Here is a 20,542-nt window from a genome sequence, read left to right as displayed (position 1 = left end):
CAAAGACTGTGCTGCCCATCAGAGCTATTCCGTCTCAGGGCGCGGGGCGCGCATTTTCGGCAGGGCGTTGGCCGCCAGGTCGTGAATATCCGAGAACGCGAACTCATGCACCGACCAGTCGTCGAGCCAGAAGCCAATCCGGTTCGGATCGCCATGGCTGTTGCTGGGCGCGGCAAGGTTGGCCAAGCCTTCGGCTATCCAGGACTGCGTCCTCTGCAATTCGACCGCTTCATCAACGATTGACGCAACGCCGTCGAACCATGCATCGTCAGGTGCCGGTGTAGCCCCAATCCCGATGATCGCGAACGGATAGCGGCGTCCCACGCGGTCCTCGCTCATGCGCCATGCGCCGGCACAGGGCCGGTCGCCGAAAATGCCGCTCTTGACGATGAAGCGCCAAACACGCGAATCCAATTCCCCCTCGTCTGGCCTCTCGCGCAACTCCATCGACATCCAGCGGTCCCAGCGGTCGATGAAGGTCCGCGGCAGGTTTACGGCAACGAAATCTCCGGTCGCCGGAATCTTGCCGAAGAAGCCGGTGTTCAGATCTGCGGCGGACATGAGAATTTCTTGAACATCTGGAGGTTGTAGGGATTTTCCACGCTCGCCGCCTTGAGCTTGAAATCGGCGTACATGCCTTTCGTCCCCAGCCGCAGGCTGTAGACATCGGACAGCGACGTCCCGGTGAAGCGGCCGCCGCGCAGCATCCTCAGCCACGCCCAGCTGCCGGTCTCGTTGAGCATGATTTCGGGCGAGCCGTCGATCGGCTGGAAGGCGAGCGAGATGACGCCGGTGCCGTCCTTGCCGGGCCACGTCATCGGCTGAGGTCGCGTCGCATTGTTGAAATAGACCAGGTTCTGGCCGTCGAGGTTGAGCGTCACGCGGGTGACGTTGGGCGACAGGTCGGTCGGCTCCAGCGTGAACGCCATCACCGGGCCTTGACCACCGGGAAAGAGATCGTCGCGGATGCGCCGCGCCTGCTCGAAGGCGGCGAGCGCCGATGGGTCGAGGCCGAAATCGGCACGCCATTTCCAAGGCTGCGCCGAGGTGTCCACATAGCTGATCAGATGGTCGTTGATGAAGCCGTCGATCATCCCTGCCGGTCCGAACAGGCGGGCGAAGTCGCGCACATTGACGTCGACGGCGCTGTCTGGGCTGAACGGATAGCGGTCGTTGAGCGCGGCCTGGCAGAAGGGCAGGATATCGGCGCGCCAGATGGCGTTGAGCTCGGAGGCCACGGCCTTCTGCGTCAACCCGCTGGTGTCGCCGGCAATGCCGCTCAGCCAGGTGTTGACCGGGTCGGGCAGGATCTGTGCCTGGCGGGCGACGGCGCCGGTCAGTTCGGCCAGCCCGCCCTGTTTCTTGATCGCGTCCTGCGGGTCGGGATTGGCGGTCACCGTTTGCAGCACATTGGACAGCGCCGTCAGCGCAACGACCGCGGCATCGAGCGCCGGCGGCTGGCCGTCGACCTCGGCAATCGTGCTCTTGAGCGGCTTGAAGTGTTCGGCCACCAGCGTGCCGGTCAGGTCGACTTCGCTGGCCGATCCTGCGCGCGGCAACAGCTTGGCGCCGGTCTTGACGATCTTGCCCAGTTTGCCGAGCTTGCCCAGCAGTTTCGAGCCGCCCTTCGCCGCCGCCTTGTCGTCACCGGCCGGCGCGTCGTCCGAGCGGGTGAGGTCGACCTCCTGGACCACCGCCGTCAACAGCCGCTTCAACGCGGAATCGGCACTGGAAAGGTCTTTCAGATTCTCGCTGGCAATGTTGAGGTCGCTGAGCGGCGCCAGCCGCATGTCGCGCAAAAAACTGTCCCACTGCGCGATGTAGTCGTCGTAGTAGAGCTTCAGGATATCTTCCGACAGCGCCGACACCGACGTCTCGGAATTTTCCGAGCAGCCGCCGGCAAACACGGCGCGGTCGAGTGCCGCCTGGGCGGCGACATCCTCGACCCGGTCGAGGATCGCATCGTGGAAGCCGTCATAGGTGAAGGCGCCTGATATGCCGACGCGCAGCGTCTTGTCGGAGCGTCGCGAAAACACCTTGGCGCCGTTCGGCCCGGCGAAATTGGCGGGGATCCATTCCTTCAATCCGGCCACCGCCGGATCGGCCAGCAATTGCTTGTAGGCCCGCGCCGGCAGCGAGATCGTGCAGACCGTTTTCAGCGCTTCGGCGACCAGCGCCTGGTCGGGTTTGATGTAGCTATCATCGACCGCCATGCGGCGGATCGCTGCCAGCTGGTGTTCTTCCGCATCGGCGGTCAGGAAGGGCGCGGCCGGCGCGAATTCGGGCAGGTCGTTCACCCACCAATTCTCGACGAGGTCGGAGTCCATCTGAGACAGGCCGGTCATCATGCGGTAGGTCTTGAGCGCCCCCAGCATGAAGTCCGGATCGCGGATCTGCCGCCACATGGTCGCTTCGAGCAGCGCCACCATGCGCGGCTCCAGCACGTTGCGCAGAGCGTGGTCATAGGTGTCGGTCTGCGCCCGCATCATCTCGGCCGAAGCCGATGGTCCGAGCAGGTCCTGCGCCTTGTTCGGAGGCGCAGTCCTGGCATTGACGACTTCGTCCATGGCGGTCAGGGCAACGTCCATCGCCGGCTGCAGCACCGAGGCGGGCGTCGCCGCGGTCGACGTCAGCGGCGCCTGCAGCGCTTCGAACTGGCCGGCTTGCGCGGCGATGGCGTTGCGATTGTCGTAGTAGGACCAGGTGAACAGGCCGCCGGCGAGTATGGCCGCAGCCGCGCTGGCAGCAGCGGCACCGCGCCAGATCCAGCTGCGGCGGCGCTGCGCCAGCGGATCGAAGGTGCCGAGCCCGGCCTCCTTGAAGATCACCTCGGTCAGAAGGTTCTTGAGGAAGAAGCTGCGCTTCTCGAAACGCTGCGCCGGCATCGAGCGTCGTGCCGGCAGGCCGAAGGAGGAGGCCAGCGCCGCGGTCAGCCGGTCGATCGGCGCGCCTTCCTGGGTGGCCGAGGTCAGATAGAGGCCGCGCAGCCAGGCTGCCTCCTCGTAGCGGCTCTCGCCGAACATCGCCTCGACCAGCACCTGGATCGGCTCGGACAGGCTTTGCAGCTGTGCGGGAAAGCGGAAGATCTCGGCCCGTTCGGCCAGCTTGTCCTCGTCCTCCAGCCGCGGCACCAGCCGCTTTTCCAGCTCCCTCGACAGCGTCGTGATTTCGCCCGCGATCGTCTTGGCGTCGACGCGCGCGTCGAGTGGGAAGGTCGTCCCCCACACCTGTTCGCGCGCCGCCGTCGACAGGCCGCCGAAGAAGGCCTCGAAGCCTCTGATCAGATCGGCCTTGGTCAGCATGAGATAGACCGGCAAGCGGATTTCCAGCCGCTCCTCGAGCTCGGCCAGGCGCCTGCGGATCTTGCGGCCATGCGCCTTGACGGCTTCGTCGCCCTCGGACAGCGCGTCGATCCCAAGCGCAACGATGACGCCGTTCAGCGCCCGGCGGCCACGGTGCTTCTTCAACAGGTCGAGGAAGCCCAGCCATTCCACGGCGTCGACATCGGGCTGGCTCTCCTGCTGGACATAGCGGCCGGCGGTGTCGATCATCACTGCGTTTTCGGAGAAGAACCAGTCGCAGTTGCGCGTACCGCCGATGCCCTGCAGATCGTCGGTGAGGTCGATCGGAAAGTTGAGGCCGGATTGGCGCAAGGCCGTCGTCTTGCCGGTCGCCGGGGGGCCGACGATCACATACCACGGCATCTCGCGCAGGAACTTGCGGCCGCCGAGCTTGCGGCGCTTCAACTCGACCATGACGTCCTGGAACTTGGCGCCGACCGCGGCGACGTTTTCCTCGCCCGGGCTGAGCCGCTTTTCCTCGACCGGGGCGGAAATCTCGGCGACGAACATGCGGTTGGCGCGGATCGCGCGGCGCTGCGCGACGATCAGCCAAATCAGCCAGAAGATCACCAGAAGAGCGATGATGACGATGCGCACCGTCTGCGACGCCATCGGCACATAGTCGCCGACCCGTACGATCGGGCCGAATACCCAGATGATCAGCGACAGCAGCGCCAGGCCGATCAGCGTCCACAGGAAACGCGAAGTCAGGACCGCCCAGAGGAAGCGCAGGATGAACATGTCACAGCCTCTTTTCGACCAGCACTTCGACGCGGCGGTTCAAGGCCCGGCCTTCGCGTGTGCCGTCGTCGGCCACCGGATCGGTGGCGGCCCGGCCTTCGGAGCGCACGCGCTCCTTCGGCACGCCGTTCTGAATCAGGATATCGGCAATTTCCGCGGCGCGGGCTTCCGACAGCCGCTGGTTGGTGGACAGTGGGTTGGTCTTTTGCAAGGGAACGCCGTCGGTGTGGCCGACCACCGTGATATCGCCGATCAGCTCCTGGTTCTCGAGGATCACCTTGGCGACCGAGGCGATGAGCGGATCGAAGCCGTCTGTCAGCTGCGCCCGCGACGACTGGAAGAGTTCGGGATTGGAGGCCTGGATGACCAGCCGCGCCAGCGACACGCTCTCCGTGCCGCTCAGCGCCCTCTTGAGCTCATCCGGCGCGGCCGCCTGGAATTCCGGCAGCAGCGCGAAATCCACGGCCACCGGCGGCGGCGCGTCGACCTTCGGCGAAGCGCGGGTGACATCCGTACGCGTCGGCGGCGGCAAGGCGCGAACCAGCGCCGAAAGCTCGACCGCCTGGCTGCTCAGGCTCATCGACAGGCCGATATGGATGGCTGTCGCCATCACCGCCGCTGCCGCAACCATCACCCAGATCGGCACGATGAAGCGCTGCGGTTCGTCGGAGGCGATCACGCCCTTCCAGTTCGGCGACAGCGGCGCGCCTTCGGCGTCGCTGTCGCGCAGGAAACGCGCCGCCGCCACGCGCACGGCATTGAGCGAGCGATCACCGGAGCGGCCGGGCACGCGGTATTTGCCGCGGAAGCCGAGCGCCATGCAGTGATACTGCAGCTCCAGCATTTCGCGGTCGCGATTGGGATGGCGCTCCAGGTCTTCGAGACGGGCGAAGAACTGCGCGCCGGCATCGACGTCGCCGCGCAGCATCACCACCAGCGGCTGGCGCGGCCATGCGCTGGCGCCGCCCCAGGGCGTGTTCAGCGCCAGATCGTCGAGCAGGGCCGCTACCAGCCAGGCGGCCTGGTCGGCTCGCTCCAGCGACGAGCCTTGCGCCATTGTGGCGTCGCGGCAGCGCACGAGCTCATCGAGCAGCCTCGTGCGCAGCGCTTCCGGATTCTCCGGCGGCTGCGCGTTTTCCAGTTCGGGTGCAAATTCGAGCAAAGGCGAGAAGGCATTGACGAGCACGTTCGGATGCGCCCGCCCGGAGCGCTTCGCGGTGACGCCGCCCGACGCCGGCAGGGGCATGGCGCGGGGTGTTGGCGCTCCGCTCAGGCGGATGCGCGTCCGCTCCCGATCCTCGGACAGTCCGAATGGATCGTCCCTGCTCATCATCTCACCTGTTGACCGAGTAGCAGTCGACCTGCGGTTCGCTGGGCAGCACGCCCGAAACGCCGATCACAAAACCGGGCGCTTCGAGCAGCGAGGCCCAGTGCTCGCTTTTCTGGTCGAGTTCGAGGCACAGCCGGTCGCCGTCATAGGGAATTTCGCGCGGCTGTGAATGCAGGGGCTTCAACGGAATGCCGGGCAGGCGTGATTTCCACAGCCCTTCGAATTCGCTGGCCGAGCCGACGGTCGCCTGGTTGACGAAAATCTTGCGCAAGGCATCCTCCGACAGTTCGGAGCCGATCCGCACCACGATGCGGCTCGCCACCAGAAGTTTCGGGTTGTCGATGCGGATCTTCCACACATTGGTGGCATGGCGCATGACCGGCAGGGCGCGCGATTTCGGCTCGATGTAGCGCAGGCTGAGGATCAGCGAGCGCAGCGCGTCGGCCAGCGCCGAATAGGCCGGGCCTGGCGCCATGTGGTCGTAAGCAGGCAGTTCGCCGAGCCGTCTTGCGCTCGAGCCATAGGTCGCCATCGAGCCGGCGAGACCGGCCAGCTCCATATAGACCTCGGCTGGATGGAAGACATCCTGCGCCAGCATGTGGGCCAGCCGCGGCCGCGCGGCGTTGACCAAATTGAGGATCAGAAGATCCTCGACGCTGCGCCCGGGGCCGCCCAGCACCATCTTGCCATGCGCCTCGGCGATCTGGTCAAGGCCGGTGACCACTTCCTGCAGCAGGCGGCTGTACCAGGACGCCGCGCCGATGACCAAGGTCGGCGGCAGGAAGGTGTCGTCCAAGGCAACGCCGCCATCGGCGCGCACGCCCTTGAGTTCGGCCACCGGCAGCGCGGTGTAGCCGCCGACGGCCGTGCCCGGCGCCAGCAACAGCGCCTGCGGCCGTGCGATCTCGATTTCCTCAGGATCGGAGCCGCCATGCACGGCGTCGCGCACCGAGACGATCCGGCCGCGATAGCGTGCGCCGGACGGCTCGGCGTGAGCGGGGTCGAAGCCGACGCCGCCGGGCGGTTCGAGCGGCAGCGCGATCAGCACCGGTCCCGCGCCCATTTCCGGCGTCACCGCCAGCGGCCGCGGCGCATCCATCGTCTCGGGGATGGCGAATGGCGTCCCGTCGGGAAAGATGCCACGCGCCGAGAGCACCGAGATCTGGCCGGCATCGAGCTGTGCCTGATCGAGCGTCAGCGTTCGGAAGCCGAACGTATGCAGGTGCCCGGCCTGCAAGACGCCGCGCACCGTCGCTTCGAAGAAGCGGTCCTGTTGCTGGAAATGCTGGGTGCGGAGGAACAGCCCCTCCGACCACAGCACCCTGTTTGCATCGCTCATGCCGACACTCTCTGCTTCCTGCTCATCGCCTCGCGCGGCTTTGCGGATTTCGCCGCCCAATGCATGTCGCTCAAAAGTGGTCACGGTTTTGAGAGAACGACATGCATAAAAACAAAGACCTAAAGCGCGTCGCCTGGATCGCGTTCAAACGCGACGCGCTTTAGGCGGAAATGCCGCCGCTGCCGAGCTTCACATTGACGGTGAACTTCGATCCCGGCGAAACCGATTTGGTCGTACGCCAGTTGCGCCCGCCGGGTTCCCTGATCAGCGCGACGAAGCCGAGTGCTGCCACTTCCGGCTCGACCGTGATGGTCTTCGATGCGGTCTTGCCGGGTCCGACGGAAATCGTGTCGGAGCCGATGAGATCGCCGCCAAGTGCGGAGCCGGCACCGCCCTGCAGGGCGAAATAGTCGGCCGAATTGAAGGCGCCGGTGCTTTTCAGCCGCAAGATCATCACCGTCACCGGCCTGTCGCCGCCGCCCGGTCCCGGGTTCATTCCGGCGCCGCCGGCAAGATTCACTGTGATGACGGATGGTTTGGGCGGGCCGCTCTGACAAGCCGTCAGCAGTCCCGTCGCCCCGATGGCAAGGATAAATTGGCGTCTGTCGATCATGTCTCAGTCCTCCTCATATGCATCACGAAAATCAGCGCCGATCTCGCCCAGAAAACGCGTCTCGGCGCTGTGAGCGATTTCACGGTGGCGTTTCTGGTACAATTCCCAGAGCTTGGCGCCGCGCCCGCCGGTCAGCAGATTGCCGATCGCCGAACTCGACTTCAATTCCTGCTCGATCGCCGCCGGATCGAAGCGGTCGATCATGCGCTTGAGCGCGCCTTGCACGCCGCGCCAGGCACGAACGTGGTGCTGCGCCAGATCGCGCACCGCGTCCTTGATCGCCGCTTCGGCGCCGAGGAAACCGGGGCTGCGCTCGGCCAGCATGGTCACCAGAGCATCGTCGACCGAAGGCAGGAATTTGAGCGGGTTGACCTCGGACGCGCCAACCACGGTTTGAGCGACGCGGGCATTGCCCTTCTCTTCGGCGCGCTTGCGCAAAAGCTGCATCAGGCCTTCCATCATCAGCCGGTATTCGCGGCCGAATTTTTCCATGTCGGCCACCGGATCGCCGCCGGGAAAATCGGCCTCGTCCATGCCCATGCCGCGCAGGAAAGCGGCGCGCAATTCCGCGTCCGACGGTCCGGCTGACGGCCGCGCCGCGGATTGGCGGACAGGAGCGCGTGGTGGCGGTGGAGACGGGGGAGGCGGTGGCTGCGGTGGCGATGGCTCGACCGCGCGGACTGGCAGATCCCAGGGCGCTGCAGAGGGGGCAGGCGAGGGCGCATCGGTTGCACCGCCATCCGTCACGCCGGCGTCGAGGCTGGTGGACCCGGCAGGGCCGAAACCAAACCCGTCATCGTAGGCCGGCAGCTTCTCAGGATTGGATCTGCTCGGCTCTCTCGACAGCGGCGCGGAGTCGAGGCCGAAGGGATCGTCGAACGATGGCTTGGCGCCGTTTCTGTCAGTGGGCTCGGCCACCGGCGTTGCCACAGGGTCGAGGCTGAACGGATCGTCGAACGCCTGCGAGCTGCGTTCATCGGACCGCGCACGCGCGAATGCGCCGGGCACCGGCTTTTCGAACGGATCGGGCAGGTTGGCAGGGCGTGGCCGTCCCGGCTCTTCTTCCGTGGTGGACGAAAAGAAATCGTCGCCGCCGAGGCTGACCGGCGCCCGCGACGCCGCCGGCTTACTGGCAGGCGCTGAAGGCCTGGAGGCCGGCGCCTCGGTCTTCGCCGTCTGCAAATCGACCCACACCACATAGTCGCCCAGTCGCAGTCGCATGCCGCTTTGCAGGCGCGCGGTATTTCCCGCGCCGAGCGGGCTGGCGGCATCGTCGATGAACAACCCACTGCTGGAGGTATCGGTGACGAAATAGCCGCCCTGCTTGCTGGTGATCTTGCAGTGGGCGCGCGAGACGAACATGTCGGGATCGTTGATCTGCCAGTCGGCGTCGGCGCTGCGGCCGATTACCAGCTCGCCCTCGTCCAGCCGCGCCTGCCGCGTGGCTTGCGCGCGTGGTCCCTGTTCGAGAGTCAGAAGCAGGCTCATGCCGCCACCTCTTCCCGCCAGCCGACGATGGTCCGCAACCGCATGTCGTCGGCGTCCCCCTTTTCGACCGGTCGCGCCAGCCAGGTGGTGCGGGCAAGCTGGACGGTGCCGAGCTTCGCCGGCGGCACTGCCTTTGCCGCAAGCACGATCCTGAGATCGACATCGATGGTCTCGCCGATCAGGTCGCGCACCGCCTGCTTCAACAGCTTCAGCCGCTCACCGCCCGGCAGGAAGGCCTTGTAATCGATATAGCTGAGCGCGCCGATGCGCAGCTCGATGCGGCTCTGCCGGCTGAAGCTGCGCGGGCCGATGGTGGCGCTGCGGCCGAGCGTGGCATAGCTGCCGGCAAGCCGCGTCTGCAGCGCCTTGGGGATGGTCATCCAGGCCGCGACGAACTCCTTCAGCACCACCGGCACTTTGAAGGCTTCGGCCAGGAACAGCGTCAGTCGCTCGGGGCCGTCGACTTGGGCAGCGAGCGAGGCGGCCTGGCGAAGTTTTACTGTATCGAGTTCGGCATCCTGCGTGCCCGGCAGCCCGATGCCGGCCATCGCTTCCAGCATGGAACGGACGCGGCCCCCGACACCGCGTTCGACCTGCACAGCCGGATGCGCATCCGCCCAGGCCCGATAGTAGAGCGCGATCATCCTGTGCTGCAGGATATTGACAAAATCGACGAAGGTCGTGTCGCTCGTCTGCCGCGCCTCGGCGCCGGCATACCAGCGTTGCGACAGGCGATCGAGCACCCAGCGCGTCAGATGCAGTGGCATCGGCCCTTCGGGTCCGAGCAGGCCGAGATTGTTGACCGTGACGCGTGCCGGCGACTTGTCCGTCGGCTCGCGGAAATCCACCACGTCCTGCACTGCGAAGGACAGCCGCACATTCTGGCCGAGCCTTGCCGGCTCGCGGTCCGGCCGGCCGGAATGGCCGAACAGGCCGCCTTGCCGTTCGAGCCGGCGCAGCAGTTCGAAAAAGTCGAAACTCTCGGACAGGGTTGCGGCTCGCTCTAGATCAGGTAGCGATTGCCGGGCGTCATCGGCCATGGCACATCCTCCTGTTTCTGGAGCAACCGCGTGCGCGTGCGCACGAACCCGTTAATGCCGGCATGGCGGGCAAACAGCCGCGACAGCAGGCCCGACAGCAGCAGAGTGCTCTGTCCCGCCAGCACCGACTGGTCGACATGCAGCGTCACTTCCGTGCCGCGGCCGAAGCACATCGGCCCTTCGATCGCCAGCCTTTCGATCACCGCGCGCGAGTCGATGCGCACGATCGAGCGCACATTGCGGGCGAGCCCGGGGTCGCCGCGCTCGGCATAGAGATCGAGCAGCGCGTGCAGCGGATCGACGCCGCGGCCTTCCTTGGCCAGACTGAGGAAGTTGAGCGCCAGCTGTGACACCAGCCGCCAGGCCAGGTCGTCGGCGCGCGACTCGCCGTCGGCGCCGTGCGGCAGCGCTGCCGGGATCGCCGGCTGCGGCGAACGCAATGCGCCGAGCAGCCGGACCGTCTCCACAGGGTCGCCGGCTTCCAGCGTCAGGGTCGGCGTGTCGTCGAGGATGGCCAGGTCGCGATTGGTGCAAAGCGCCATGATATCGACGCGCTTGAGCGGCCTGTTGGCCTGGCTGTGGACCGGGCGCGAGATCGCCAGGAAGACGTCGTCGCCGGCATAGGAGGTCCGCGTCACGCCCTGGCGCCGCTCGTCCTCGGTCGGCCGGCGCGGCCGCCGCTCCGTCGAATAGACCCAGCCGCTGCCGCGATTTTGCCCAAGGCTGAAGAGTTCCGGTATCTCCGCGTCGGGTCCCTCGGCATCGGCGTCTTCGACGCGGATGACGCGGTAGATTTCAAAGTCGCGCGCCCGCGTGCGGTCGGCATGCAGCACCTGCCGCGTCTTGCGCTGGTCGAGCTCGACGATGTTGCACTCGCGCTCGAAGAGATTGATGATCGGCGTCGCGAACAGATCAAAATCCGCCGGCGTCAGGTCGGCGAGCTCGGGCACGGGACGCCTGAACAAAAAGACGATTTCGAGCCCGGCCTGGCATTTACGCACGACCGGCAGCAAGCCGGTGACGCGCGCATAATGGAAGCGCTCGGGCATCATGAAATATTCGCGTAGCAGGCGGTAGCCTTCGAAGGTCGGCCGCGTGCGCGGCATCAGCGCTTCGGCATCTGCGATGCCCACCATCTCCGGCGCCGGTAGCGGCGACAATGGATTGGTCTTGCCTTCCGGTCGTGCGCCGACACCGGAGCAGACGCCGAAGATGGCGTCGAAGATCAGCGGCGCCTTGGTGCGGTTGGCGAAATAGAAGTCGAGCCGGTCGAGCGCCAGTTCGTCGAGCTTGCCCTTTCCGGTCCGGGCAAGCGTGATGCGAAGTGCCGCTTCGCCACCCTTGCCGCTGATCGGGCCAATACCGGCGGCGGCAAGCGCGCTGCGGTCCTGGAAATAGCCGACCGAACTGATCGCGATCGGAAACAGCGTCATGTCCTGCGCGGTGGTGAAGGTGCAGCGCGTCGACAGGCCGGCCTGCAAGCTGGAGACCAGCCGCGTGCCGCGCTTGACGACATGGCCGGCAAGCATTGTCTGCACCTGCTGGCCGGGCTTCAGCACCACCATGGCGGTTGCCGGCGCCGGCGTGACGAGATCGGGATAAAGCACGTCGAGGATGCTGCGCGAAAACCGCGAGCGCTCGGCATCCACCTTCAGGCGCGTGCGCGCGGCGAGGAAGGCGACGCCGTCGAGCAACCGCTCGACATAGGGGTCGGGACACGGCACCGTATCCAGCGACAAATTGCGGGCAACCGCCGGATGCATGTCGGCGAACTCCGCCGCCAGCCCGCGTATGTGGGACAGTTCCTCCTCGTAATATTCTACGAAGACCCGGTCCATCTCTCAGGCTTCCCTGAACTCGGTGCGCGCCAGTCCGTTGTCGAGATTGATCGTCGTGCGCAGGCGCATGCGCTCGGGCGTCGGCGTCATGATCAGCACGGCGTCGATCTCGATCTTCAGGCCGGTCTTGTCGCCGAGGTTGACCGTGACTTTCGTCGCGCTCTCCTTCAGCCGCGGCTCGAATGCGGCGAGCACGGCGCGGATCTCGCGAGCCAGAACATCGCGATCGAAGTCGCGCGACGACCGGCCGGAGAAGGACGGCACGCCATAATTGACAACGCTGCGGCGCACCTCCGGAAAGTCGGCCAGCGATGTCGGACTGTCGGTCATCTGCTCGGCCTCGAGATCGGATAGCAGCGGCGCGGATTCGAAACGCTCGGTGTTGAACAGCGCCTCGATGTCGCGCCGCACGGCCTCGCGCAGCACATCGGGCGACACCACGATGCCTCGGCTTTCAAGCTCGCCACGGTGCCGGTTCTGAAACGCCAGCCGGTGCAGCCGGCGCTTCTGATCGGGGTTCAATGCGTCATCGGCGTCGATGCGCCTCGGTCCGTCTGCCAGCAGCTCGTCCAGGCGCTCTGCGCCAAGCTCCTCCTGCAGAGCCTGCCTGAGCCCGTCTATCTCCGAGCTCACGCCCGGCAGATCGTTGACGAGGCGGTCCCACAGCGAAGGCTGTACCGCCTCGCGCTTGGCCCGTGAACCGCCCGCCTGTACCTTGTCGGCGGCAGGGCGCTTTGCTCGCCCCTCACTTGCCGACATAGACATCCATTTCGGCTTCGTCATTGTCGTCATAGACGAACTTGATCTTCTTGTAGGCGAAGGAGACTTCCTCCTGGATCAGGTCGGCTTCATCATCGGCCTGCGACATGTCGTATTCCATGATCGAGGCGTCGGTCAGGGTAACGACCAGATAGTCCTTGCTCTCGCCGTCGATGGTCCGCCGAGCGGAGAATTTGACCTCGTCCAGCGCCTTGTTTTCGAACAGGGCCTTGGCCAGATAGGGTGAGGCCTTGTCGTAGTGCTTGGTGAACTTGATCATGCCCATCGACACGCGGCCTCGGCGCGAGAGGGAATTGGGGTCGTAGGGCGCGACCATCTTGTAATCGACGCCATGGATTTCGATCTCGTCGTCATGGCCGTCGCGCGTGCTGGGCCCCTTGATATCCGGAACTTTCAGAAAACCGTCGATCTTCATTGTGGGCATTTTCGTTCTCCACGCTTTCAAACAAAGGTTTGGTTGCTGCAATCAGGTCTTCACGGACGGCAATTCCGACACCAGCCTGAGCGAGGCATTGATGCCCTCCAGCTGGTAGTGCGGGCGCAGATAGAAGCGGGCGTTGTAGTAGCCCGGCCGGCCCTCCACGCTGTCGACCTGCACCTCGGCGGCGGCAAGCGGACGCTTGGCGCGCGCCTTGTCGTCGGCGAAGGCCGGGTTGGCCAGCACGTACCGGTTGATCCATTCGGTCAACCAGATCTGCATGTCGGTGCGTTCCTTGAACGAGCCGACCTTGTCGCGCGCAATCGCCTTGAGGTAGTGGGCGAAGCGCGAGACCGGGAACAGATAGGGCAGGTTGGCGGAGAGCCGCTCGTTGGACTGGGCGTCGGGGTCGACCAGGCGGCCGGCCCGCGTCTCGTCATCCTGCAGCGAATGGGCGCCGATAAAGGCCGCGAGATCGGTGTTCTTGCGGTGCAGGATCGGCATCAGCCCGAGCTTGGCCAGTTCCGCCTCGCGCCGGTCGTCGATGGCGACTTCCGTCGGGCATTTCATCGCGATCGAGCCGTCATCGGTCGGGAAGGAGTGCACCGGCAGGTTAAGCACAGTGCCGCCATTTTCGACGCCGCGGATCTGGGTGCCCCAGCCATAGAGCTTGTGGCTGCGGTTGATGTTGACGCCCATCGGGAAGGCAGCGTTCATCCAGACATATTTGTTGTGATCGCCCTGCACTTCCTCCTCGAAGGAGAAGCCCTTGACCGGGACTGTCTCCGAGCCGTAGGGCAGCCGCGCCAGCACGCGCGGCATGGTCAGCCCGATATAGCGCGCATCCTCGCTCTCGCGCAGCGATTGCCACGAGGCGTAGGCCGGGTTGGAGACGATCTGCTGCAGGTCCTGCGGGTTGGGCAGTTCCTGCCAGCTGTCCATGCGGAACAGCCGTGGCGAGGCGGCGGCGATGAACGGCGTGTGCGCCGAGGCGCAGATGCCGGAGATGTTGCGCAACAGGCCGACGTCGCGCGGGTGGTTGGAGAACTCGTAGGCGCCGATCACGCAGCCGATCGGTTCGCCGCCGAGCATCGAATACTCGTCGGTGTAGACTTTCTTGAAGATCGGGCTCTGGTCCCACATCTGGCCTTCATAGTCTTCGAGCGTATCGGCCAGCTGCTCCTTGGAAATGTTCATCACCCGGATCTTCAGCTTCTGATCCGTCTCGGTGTTGTTGATGAGGTACCAGAGGCCGCGCCAGGTGCCTTCCATCTGCCGCACTTCCGGCGCGTGCAGGATTTCGTTGACCTGGGTCGTCAGCATCTTGTCGATGCCGGCGATCAACGACTTGATCGACTTGATCGAGTTGGACGAGATCGTCGTCGTCTCGGAGCGCGACTGCGCCGCCAGCGCCAGGTTGCGCACCAGCTGCTGCAGCTTCTCGCTGTCGTCCTTCTTGACCTTGAAGTCCTTCTCCAAGAGCTGGCTGAATTCACCGAGATCGACGGCCTCGGCCTCGGCGACGGATGCTGCGGTCTTTTGCTGTTCGGCCATGATCTATTCCTCACCCTTGTCGTCGGACAGCGCCTGGGCGGCGATCTGGCCAAGCAGCGGCTGGTTGTTCAGCAATTGGGCGATGCGCTTTTCGGCATCGACGCGGCCGTCCATGAAGCCGAGCAGCTCCTCGAGCTGGCGCCGCATCTTGAGGATTTCGGCCAGTTGCGGGACCTGTTCGGCGATCTTGTCGGGGGCGAAATCGCCCATCTTGGTGAAGGTCAGGTCGAGCGCCAGTTCTTCGTCGCGCTCCTGTCCCTCGGCCTGCGGCAGCGTGTTCTTCACCCGCGCCTTGACCCTGGGCCCCAGCGCTTCCATGAATTTGGGGAAGCGGTTGGCATCGGTCTCGACAAAGGAACGGTCGAGCACCGTCTTGGACGCTTCCCTGGTCTGCGATGCGCCCGACAGGTCGGCCATCACGCCCATGACGAACGGCAGTTCGATCGTCGTCGGGCTGCCGTAGGTTTCGACATCGTAGGCGATCTGCACGCGCGGGGCGCGATTTCGCTCGATGACCTTCGCTTTGCTTTCGGCTGGCATGTGTTGCTACCTTTCATCCTTCTGGGCAGTCTTCTTGGCGTCGGGAACGCCGGCGAGCAGCCGGAATTCCTTGAGCCCCGACGGGGCGAGGTCTTCCATCAGTTCAACGAAATCCATGTGCACCATCCTGCGCACCCGGCGGGCGAGATGCGGGATCGGGCTCGACGGCTCGGTGCGGTCGTAGAACGCGACCACAAGGTCTAGGCACTTCACCACATCGTCGCGCGAGGAAATCCTGTCCGGGAGTCCCGCACCGGTCTCAGCGTAGCTTGCCATCGTCTCGGCTCCATGACCGTTTCTGACCGGCGCGGCCGGGCTTGCCGCGGCAGCAGCCGGGCTGGCGGCTCCCTTCGTCGCTGCCTCTTCCGTGGTCTCGACCGCCGTATTGCGTTCCAGCGTCGTCAGCACGCGCTGCAAAAATCGTTTCAGGTCCGGGACGGCAGCCCCGTTGCTGTCAAGACGGGCATTCAGGGCCGTATCGACCGCGTCGAGCGCCTCGATCGCTGCGTGCGCCCCGGCGATGAGCGCTGTCATCTGTTCACCGGCCTGGTCCTGATGGGCGGCACAACCGCTGCCCACCCGGTTCAGGAGCTGTCCGTGCGCGCTGACCAGCGCTGCCTTCTCCGTGGCATTCAATCCCGACGCCGCTTCCTGAAGCATGACGCGATCATCGAGCGCACCCTGTTCGAGATCGCGTCCGCTGATCGGCCCGATGGGACGCGGCGCGAAGAAGACCATCTGCCTGAGGTTCGCCATTAGGCCTTCCTGGCCGTTCTGCAGGTCGGCCAGCGCGTTGAGGCGGCGCAGGGCGGCCTCGCGTGGTTGGGGGCTGGCCCGCAGCGCCGGGTGCATCGTCTCCCAATGCGTCTCGAATGTCTTTGCAATCAGGGTCAGGCCCTGTGCCAGTCCGGCCAATCCCTCTTCATTGGCGAGCGCCCGGGCGACAATGACAAGCAGGCGCAGGTCGCGGCCATGCGAACGCAACTCCTCGGCCTTGCCGAGCACGGCAGGCCAGTCGACCGGAATGGTCGATTGCGCGGCTGGCTTGTTGCGCCCGTCATGGACGACCTTGACTTGCGGCTCCGTGAGCCGCTCCAGCTCATGAAAAGCCGGATCGTTGCGCAAGTCTTCGCCTGACGGATTTTCACCGTCCAGCGGAGCAAGCCAGAGTGCGAGATCGACCACAGATACCCCCGGCGACCGGCTCTAAAACCGTACGTGACCCAACGTTAGCACACGGTTGCATATTCCCACAATTCGCCATCCGCTCAAAAGTTAACGAGCGCTAATGAATGTCGGTGCAACTGCGTCTCGGATGGCGCAATTCATGGCGTGCCTGGCCAACCTCGTATGTGAAGCGCATCGCATAGGATTAGAAAAAATCGTGGTTGTCTGCATTTGGCGGCGCGGGACTCTCCACAAAGAGAAAGGCCGGCTGCATCAAGCGCTTTGTCAAGCGGCTGCTTATGTGGCAGGCTGTCGACGGGCAGATTGCAGGAGCACGTTCGATGGAACAGCGCCGGTCGTCGCAGGGGTTCAAACGCAAGGAACTGGTTGGCAAGCTCAATCCGGTCTGCCTGCGCGCCTTCAAGGCCGCCGCCGACAGCGCAAAGCTGCGCGGCAATCCTTACGTCGAACTCGTCCATTTCATAGAACAACTGGTGCTGTCCGAGCGTTCGGATGTGCAGATGATCATTGCCGATGCCGGCGTCGATGCCAGCCGGCTTACCAGCGAAATGACCCGCGCCGTCGACAAGCTGCCCTACGGCGCCACCTCGATCGAGGAATTTTCCGACCACATTTTCCACGCCATCCAGGAAGCCTGGAATCTGGCGACGCTGGAATTCGGCATGGAGGAGGTCCGCAGCGCCCATATCGTGCTCGCCTGCCTGAAGACGCCGGTGCTGGAAGGCCTGGTGGCGAAGATCAGCGGCGAATTCGACAAGATCGACGCCGACGGGGTCATCGCCCGCTTTGCCGAGGTGGTGGAGGGCTCGCTCGAAGCCGGCGCCATGGCAGCAGTGGCTCCCACCGCGGAGGCGCCGCGGCGCGCTCCGGGCGGGGATTCGGCGCTGGCCAAATACGCCACCGACCTCACCCAGCGCGCCCATGACGGCAAGATCGACCCGGTCGTCGGCCGCGACCCGGAGATCCGGCAGATCATCGATATCCTGATGCGCCGCCGGCAGAACAACCCGATCCTGACCGGCGAGGCCGGTGTCGGCAAGACCGCGGTGGTCGAGGGCTTTGCCCTGCGCATCGCCCAGGGCGACGTGCCGCCGCCGCTGCAAGGCATCAGCGTGCGCATGCTCGACGTCGGCCTGATGCAGGCCGGCGCCAGCGTCAAGGGCGAGTTCGAGAAGCGCCTGAAGGCGGTGATCGACGAGGTGCAATCCTCCGAAACGCCGGTCATCCTATTCATCGACGAGGCGCACACGCTGATCGGCGCCGGCGGTGCGGCGGGAACCGGCGATGCCGCCAATCTCTTGAAGCCGGCGCTGGCGCGCGGCGAACTGCGCACCATCGCGGCAACGACCTGGGCCGAGTACAAGCAGCACATCGAAAAGGACCCGGCGCTGACCCGCCGTTTCCAGGTGGTCAAGATCGACGAGCCGTCGGAAGCGGTCGCCGTGCTCATGCTGCGCGGTGTAGCCGGCGTGCTCGAACAGCATCACGAAGTGCAGATCCTGGACGAGGCGATCGAGGCGGCGGTCGGCCTGTCGCATCGCTACATCCCGGCGCGGCAATTGCCCGACAAGGCGGTCAGCCTGCTCGACACCGCTTGCGCCAGGGTCGCGATCTCGCAGCATGCGACGCCGGCCGAAGTAGAGGACATTTTGCGGCGCCGCCAGGCGCTGGAAGTCGAAAGCGGCATCATCGGCCGCGAGGCAGCGATCGGCATCGAAGTAACTGACCGGCAGGCGCGGGTCGAGGCCGGGCTCACTGAGACGGGGACCATGCTCGCCGCCGCCGAGGAGCGCTGGGAGCGCGAAAAGGCGCTGGTTGCCGAGATCCTCGAACTGCGCGCGCGGCTGCGCGGCGACGGCGTCCCGCTCGATGCGGTGGCGACAGCTGAGGCCGATGCCGAACCGGCAGCGCCGGACGAAGAAAAGACCAAGGTGCCCAAGGCCGAGACGCCCAAGGCCGAAACGTCCGAGACCGAAGCGCCGGCGGCCGAAGCTGCGCCGTCAGATCCTGTCGCCGATCTGGCGCGGCTGCGTGAACTCATGGCCGAGCTTGCCACCGCGCAAGGCGAGACGCCGCTGATCCTGCCGTCGGTCGACCGCAATGCGGTCGCTGCCGTGGTCCAGGACTGGACCGGCATCCCGACGGGACGGATGCTGTCCAGCCAGACCGAAAAGGCGCTCAAGCTGGCCACCACGCTGTCCGAACGTGTCGTCGGCCAGGATCACGCCATGGAGATGATTGCCAAGCGCGTGCAGACCAGCCGCGCCGGGCTCGGAGCGCCGGAAAAGCCGGTCGGCGTGTTCCTGCTCTGCGGCCCCTCAGGTGTCGGCAAGACCGAGACGGCCCTGGCGCTGGCCGAGACGCTCTATGGCGGCGAGCAGAACCTGATCTCGATCAACATGTCCGAATTCCAGGAGGCGCACACCGTCTCGACGCTCAAGGGCGCACCGCCCGGCTATGTCGGCTACGGCAAGGGTGGCATTCTCACCGAGGCCGTGCGCCGAAAACCCTATTCGGTGATCCTGCTCGACGAGGTCGAGAAGGCCCATCCCGACGTCCACGAGATCTTTTTCCAGGTCTTCGACAAGGGCATGATGGATGACAGCGAGGGAAGGCGCATCGACTTCAAGAACACGCTGATCCTGCTGACGTCCAATGTCGGCTCCGAAGTCATCATGGAGCGGACCGGCAACGGCACGGTGAGGGCAGGGCTCGACGGCCTCGATGCTGCACTGCGCGCTCCACTGCTGAAGGTGTTTCCAGCGGCCTTCCTCGGCCGCGTCGTGACCATCCCTTACTATCCGCTCTCGGATTCGATGATCGAGGCCATCACCCGCCATCAGTTCGGCAAGATCGCGCGGCGGCTGCGCGCCAGCCACGACGCCGAACTGGTGATCGGCGACGGCGTCATGGCGCTGGTCAAGGCGCGCTGCACCGAAATCGAGTCTGGTGGCCGCATGATCGACGCCATCCTCACCAACACGCTGTTGCCGGAACTCAGCCGCGGCGTGCTGAACCGGTCGCTCGACGGCGAGAAGATGACCAAGGTGACCGTCAGCGCTTCCACTGACGGGTTTGCCTATTCGTTCGAATAGTCAGGCCTGACTGCTCGGCTCCGTCTCGGCGCGGATCAGCTTTATGTCGGCGCCGGCTGCCCAGGCGCCGATATCCTCGCGCCGCAACGCCGCCGCCATCATGTCGGGAAACAGGTCCGGCGTGCAGGCGAAGACCGGTATGCCAAGTGCCGCGACCGAAGCCGACATCGCCTGATCATAGCCCGGCCGGCCCTGATCGGTCAGCGCCAACAGCACGATGACATTGACGCCGGACCGGACCAGCGCCGCAAGCCGCCGCAGCAAGTCCTGGCCGTTGCCGCCCTCATAGAGGTCGGTGATCAGCACGAAGTGGGATTTGGTCGGCCGCTCGATGCGGTCGGCGCAATAGGCGACCGCCTGGTTGATGTCGGTGCCGCCGCCGAGCTGCACGCCAAACAGCACCTCGACCGGGTCGCTGAGCTCTTCGGTCAGGTCGACGATGGCCGTGTCGAAACAGACCAGCTTGGTGCGCACGACCGGCAGCGACGCCATCACCGCGGCGAAAATCGAGGCGTAGATCACCGAGCTCGCCATCGAGCCGGACTGGTCGACGCACAGCACCACTTCGTCGAGATCGACCAGCCGGCGTTGCTTGCGCATGAAGCCGACCAGTTTTTCCGGCACGACGGTTTTGTGCTCAGGCTGGTAGTGGCGAAGATTGGCCGAGATGGTGCGCGGCCAGTCGATGTCGCGTTGGCGCGGCCGGTTGGTGCGTCGCGACTTGTCGAGCGCGCCACGGATCGCCTCGGCGGTCTTCTGCTCCAGCCGCTGCATCAGCTTGGCAACGATGTCGGCGATAATGGTGCGGGCGATGTCCTTGGTCTTGGCCGGCATCACCGAACGCAGCGAGATCAGGTCGGCGACGAGGTTGACGTCGGCCTCGATCGCCTTGAGGAATTCCGGCTCCATCAGCATCTGCTTCAGGTTCAGCCGCTCAAAGGCATCCTTCTGGACGATCTGGACCACTTGGGCGGGAAAGAAGGAGCGGATATCGCCCATCCATTGCGCCACGCGTGGCGCCGAGCGGCCGAGCCCGCCGCGCCGCTTGCGCGGGTCGGCATCCGCATTGGCGCCGTCGCCGTAAAGCGCATCGAGCGCCGAAGACAGTTTTTTGTCATCACTGGAAAGGGCGGAGGAAGCCTCGTCATCGGCGCCGATCGCCAGCCGCCAGCGGCGCTCGCGCCCGCTATCGGAGGATGCTGGGCCGGGTTCGGGCACTTCGGCTTCGTCATCCATT

General features: G+C 65.4%; 15 protein-coding genes. 1 reads left to right on the top strand and 14 read right to left on the bottom strand.

The window, feature by feature from the left end; genetic code table 11:
- Window positions 1–24: 24 nt before the first annotated feature.
- The 13 genes from tagF to tssA form a co-directional block, all read right to left on the bottom strand.
- Window positions 25–561 carry a type VI secretion system-associated protein TagF gene (tagF, locus tag NKI15_RS16675; protein WP_023704809.1) on the bottom strand — a complete coding sequence of 179 codons (537 nt, stop codon included), beginning with the start codon at window positions 559–561 and terminating at the stop codon, window positions 25–27.
- The gene (gene tssM, locus NKI15_RS16670) at window positions 543–4,082 is read right to left on the bottom strand and encodes a type VI secretion system membrane subunit TssM (protein WP_023704810.1); all 3,540 of its coding nucleotides are present in this window, start codon (window positions 4,080–4,082) and stop codon (window positions 543–545) included. The genes tagF and tssM overlap by 19 nt, the downstream gene beginning before the upstream one ends.
- A gap of 1 nt (window position 4,083) precedes the next feature.
- Entirely contained in the window at window positions 4,084–5,412 is a 1,329-nt protein-coding gene (gene icmH / locus NKI15_RS16665) for a type IVB secretion system protein IcmH/DotU (protein ID WP_023738409.1), read from the bottom strand.
- Between the two features lie 4 nt (window positions 5,413–5,416).
- On the bottom strand, window positions 5,417–6,751 hold the full coding sequence (gene tssK, locus NKI15_RS16660) for a type VI secretion system baseplate subunit TssK (RefSeq protein WP_023738410.1): 1,335 nt from the start codon (window positions 6,749–6,751) through the stop codon (window positions 5,417–5,419).
- Between the two features lie 160 nt (window positions 6,752–6,911).
- Window positions 6,912–7,364, bottom strand: a complete 453-nt coding sequence (gene tssJ, locus NKI15_RS16655) for a type VI secretion system lipoprotein TssJ (RefSeq protein ID WP_023704813.1) — start codon at window positions 7,362–7,364, stop codon at window positions 6,912–6,914.
- A gap of 3 nt (window positions 7,365–7,367) precedes the next feature.
- A complete protein-coding gene (gene tagH, locus NKI15_RS16650; RefSeq protein ID WP_023704814.1) occupies window positions 7,368–8,852 on the bottom strand; it encodes a type VI secretion system-associated FHA domain protein TagH in 1,485 nt (494 codons plus the stop codon).
- Window positions 8,849–9,892 (bottom strand): type VI secretion system baseplate subunit TssG, encoded by a 1,044-nt coding sequence (gene tssG / locus NKI15_RS16645; RefSeq protein ID WP_023673712.1) that lies wholly within the window; start codon window positions 9,890–9,892, stop codon window positions 8,849–8,851. The genes tagH and tssG overlap by 4 nt, the downstream gene beginning before the upstream one ends.
- Window positions 9,856–11,730, bottom strand: a complete 1,875-nt coding sequence (gene tssF, locus NKI15_RS16640; protein WP_023709681.1) for a type VI secretion system baseplate subunit TssF — start codon at window positions 11,728–11,730, stop codon at window positions 9,856–9,858. Before tssF ends, tssG begins: the two co-directional genes overlap by 37 nt.
- A 3-nt stretch (window positions 11,731–11,733) precedes the next feature.
- Complete coding sequence (tssE, locus tag NKI15_RS16635; RefSeq protein ID WP_023704816.1) at window positions 11,734–12,489, bottom strand: type VI secretion system baseplate subunit TssE; 756 nt, start codon at window positions 12,487–12,489, stop codon at window positions 11,734–11,736.
- Entirely contained in the window at window positions 12,476–12,925 is a 450-nt protein-coding gene (locus NKI15_RS16630; protein WP_023673716.1) for an Hcp family type VI secretion system effector, read from the bottom strand. Before NKI15_RS16630 ends, tssE begins: the two co-directional genes overlap by 14 nt.
- A gap of 51 nt (window positions 12,926–12,976) precedes the next feature.
- Window positions 12,977–14,482 (bottom strand): type VI secretion system contractile sheath large subunit, encoded by a 1,506-nt coding sequence (tssC, locus tag NKI15_RS16625; RefSeq protein ID WP_023682611.1) that lies wholly within the window; start codon window positions 14,480–14,482, stop codon window positions 12,977–12,979.
- Between the two features lie 3 nt (window positions 14,483–14,485).
- On the bottom strand, window positions 14,486–15,022 hold the full coding sequence (gene tssB, locus NKI15_RS16620; RefSeq protein WP_023673718.1) for a type VI secretion system contractile sheath small subunit: 537 nt from the start codon (window positions 15,020–15,022) through the stop codon (window positions 14,486–14,488).
- Window positions 15,023–15,028: 6 nt separating this feature from the next.
- Window positions 15,029–16,207 (bottom strand): type VI secretion system protein TssA, encoded by a 1,179-nt coding sequence (gene tssA, locus NKI15_RS16615; protein ID WP_023704817.1) that lies wholly within the window; start codon window positions 16,205–16,207, stop codon window positions 15,029–15,031.
- 323 nt (window positions 16,208–16,530) lie between these two features.
- On the opposite strand from tssA, the gene tssH reads away from it, so the two are divergent.
- On the top strand, window positions 16,531–19,305 hold the full coding sequence (gene tssH, locus NKI15_RS16610) for a type VI secretion system ATPase TssH (protein WP_023749738.1): 2,775 nt from the start codon (window positions 16,531–16,533) through the stop codon (window positions 19,303–19,305).
- On the opposite strand, the gene NKI15_RS16605 is transcribed toward tssH, so the two are convergent.
- Window positions 19,306–20,541 (bottom strand): VWA domain-containing protein, encoded by a 1,236-nt coding sequence (locus tag NKI15_RS16605; protein ID WP_023704819.1) that lies wholly within the window; start codon window positions 20,539–20,541, stop codon window positions 19,306–19,308.
- Between the last annotated feature and the right edge of the window lies 1 nt (window position 20,542).

It is taken from the genome of Mesorhizobium sp. M0862 (genome assembly GCF_040319795.1).
GTDB lineage: Bacteria > Pseudomonadota > Alphaproteobacteria > Rhizobiales > Rhizobiaceae > Mesorhizobium.
This window is presented reverse-complemented; position numbering and strand designations above follow the sequence as displayed.

Excerpts from the sequence above, each read along its gene's own strand:
- tagF (WP_023704809.1), bottom strand. The coding sequence starts at position 561 with ATGTCCGCCGCAGATCTGAACACCGGCTTCTTCGGCAAGATTCCGGCG.
- tssC (WP_023682611.1), bottom strand. The coding sequence starts at position 14,482 with ATGGCCGAACAGCAAAAGACCGCAGCATCCGTCGCCGAGGCCGAGGCC.
- tagH (WP_023704814.1), bottom strand. The coding sequence starts at position 8,852 with ATGAGCCTGCTTCTGACTCTCGAACAGGGACCACGCGCGCAAGCCACG.
- tssE (WP_023704816.1), bottom strand. The coding sequence starts at position 12,489 with ATGTCGGCAAGTGAGGGGCGAGCAAAGCGCCCTGCCGCCGACAAGGTA.
- icmH (WP_023738409.1), bottom strand. The coding sequence starts at position 5,412 with ATGAGCAGGGACGATCCATTCGGACTGTCCGAGGATCGGGAGCGGACG.
- tssH (WP_023749738.1), top strand. The coding sequence starts at position 16,531 with ATGGAACAGCGCCGGTCGTCGCAGGGGTTCAAACGCAAGGAACTGGTT.
- NKI15_RS16630 (WP_023673716.1), bottom strand. The coding sequence starts at position 12,925 with ATGAAGATCGACGGTTTTCTGAAAGTTCCGGATATCAAGGGGCCCAGC.
- tssK (WP_023738410.1), bottom strand. The coding sequence starts at position 6,751 with ATGAGCGATGCAAACAGGGTGCTGTGGTCGGAGGGGCTGTTCCTCCGC.
- tssM (WP_023704810.1), bottom strand. The coding sequence starts at position 4,082 with ATGTTCATCCTGCGCTTCCTCTGGGCGGTCCTGACTTCGCGTTTCCTG.
- tssG (WP_023673712.1), bottom strand. The coding sequence starts at position 9,892 with ATGGCCGATGACGCCCGGCAATCGCTACCTGATCTAGAGCGAGCCGCA.
- tssF (WP_023709681.1), bottom strand. The coding sequence starts at position 11,730 with ATGGACCGGGTCTTCGTAGAATATTACGAGGAGGAACTGTCCCACATA.
- tssB (WP_023673718.1), bottom strand. The coding sequence starts at position 15,022 with ATGCCAGCCGAAAGCAAAGCGAAGGTCATCGAGCGAAATCGCGCCCCG.
- tssJ (WP_023704813.1), bottom strand. The coding sequence starts at position 7,364 with ATGATCGACAGACGCCAATTTATCCTTGCCATCGGGGCGACGGGACTG.
- NKI15_RS16605 (WP_023704819.1), bottom strand. The coding sequence starts at position 20,541 with ATGGATGACGAAGCCGAAGTGCCCGAACCCGGCCCAGCATCCTCCGAT.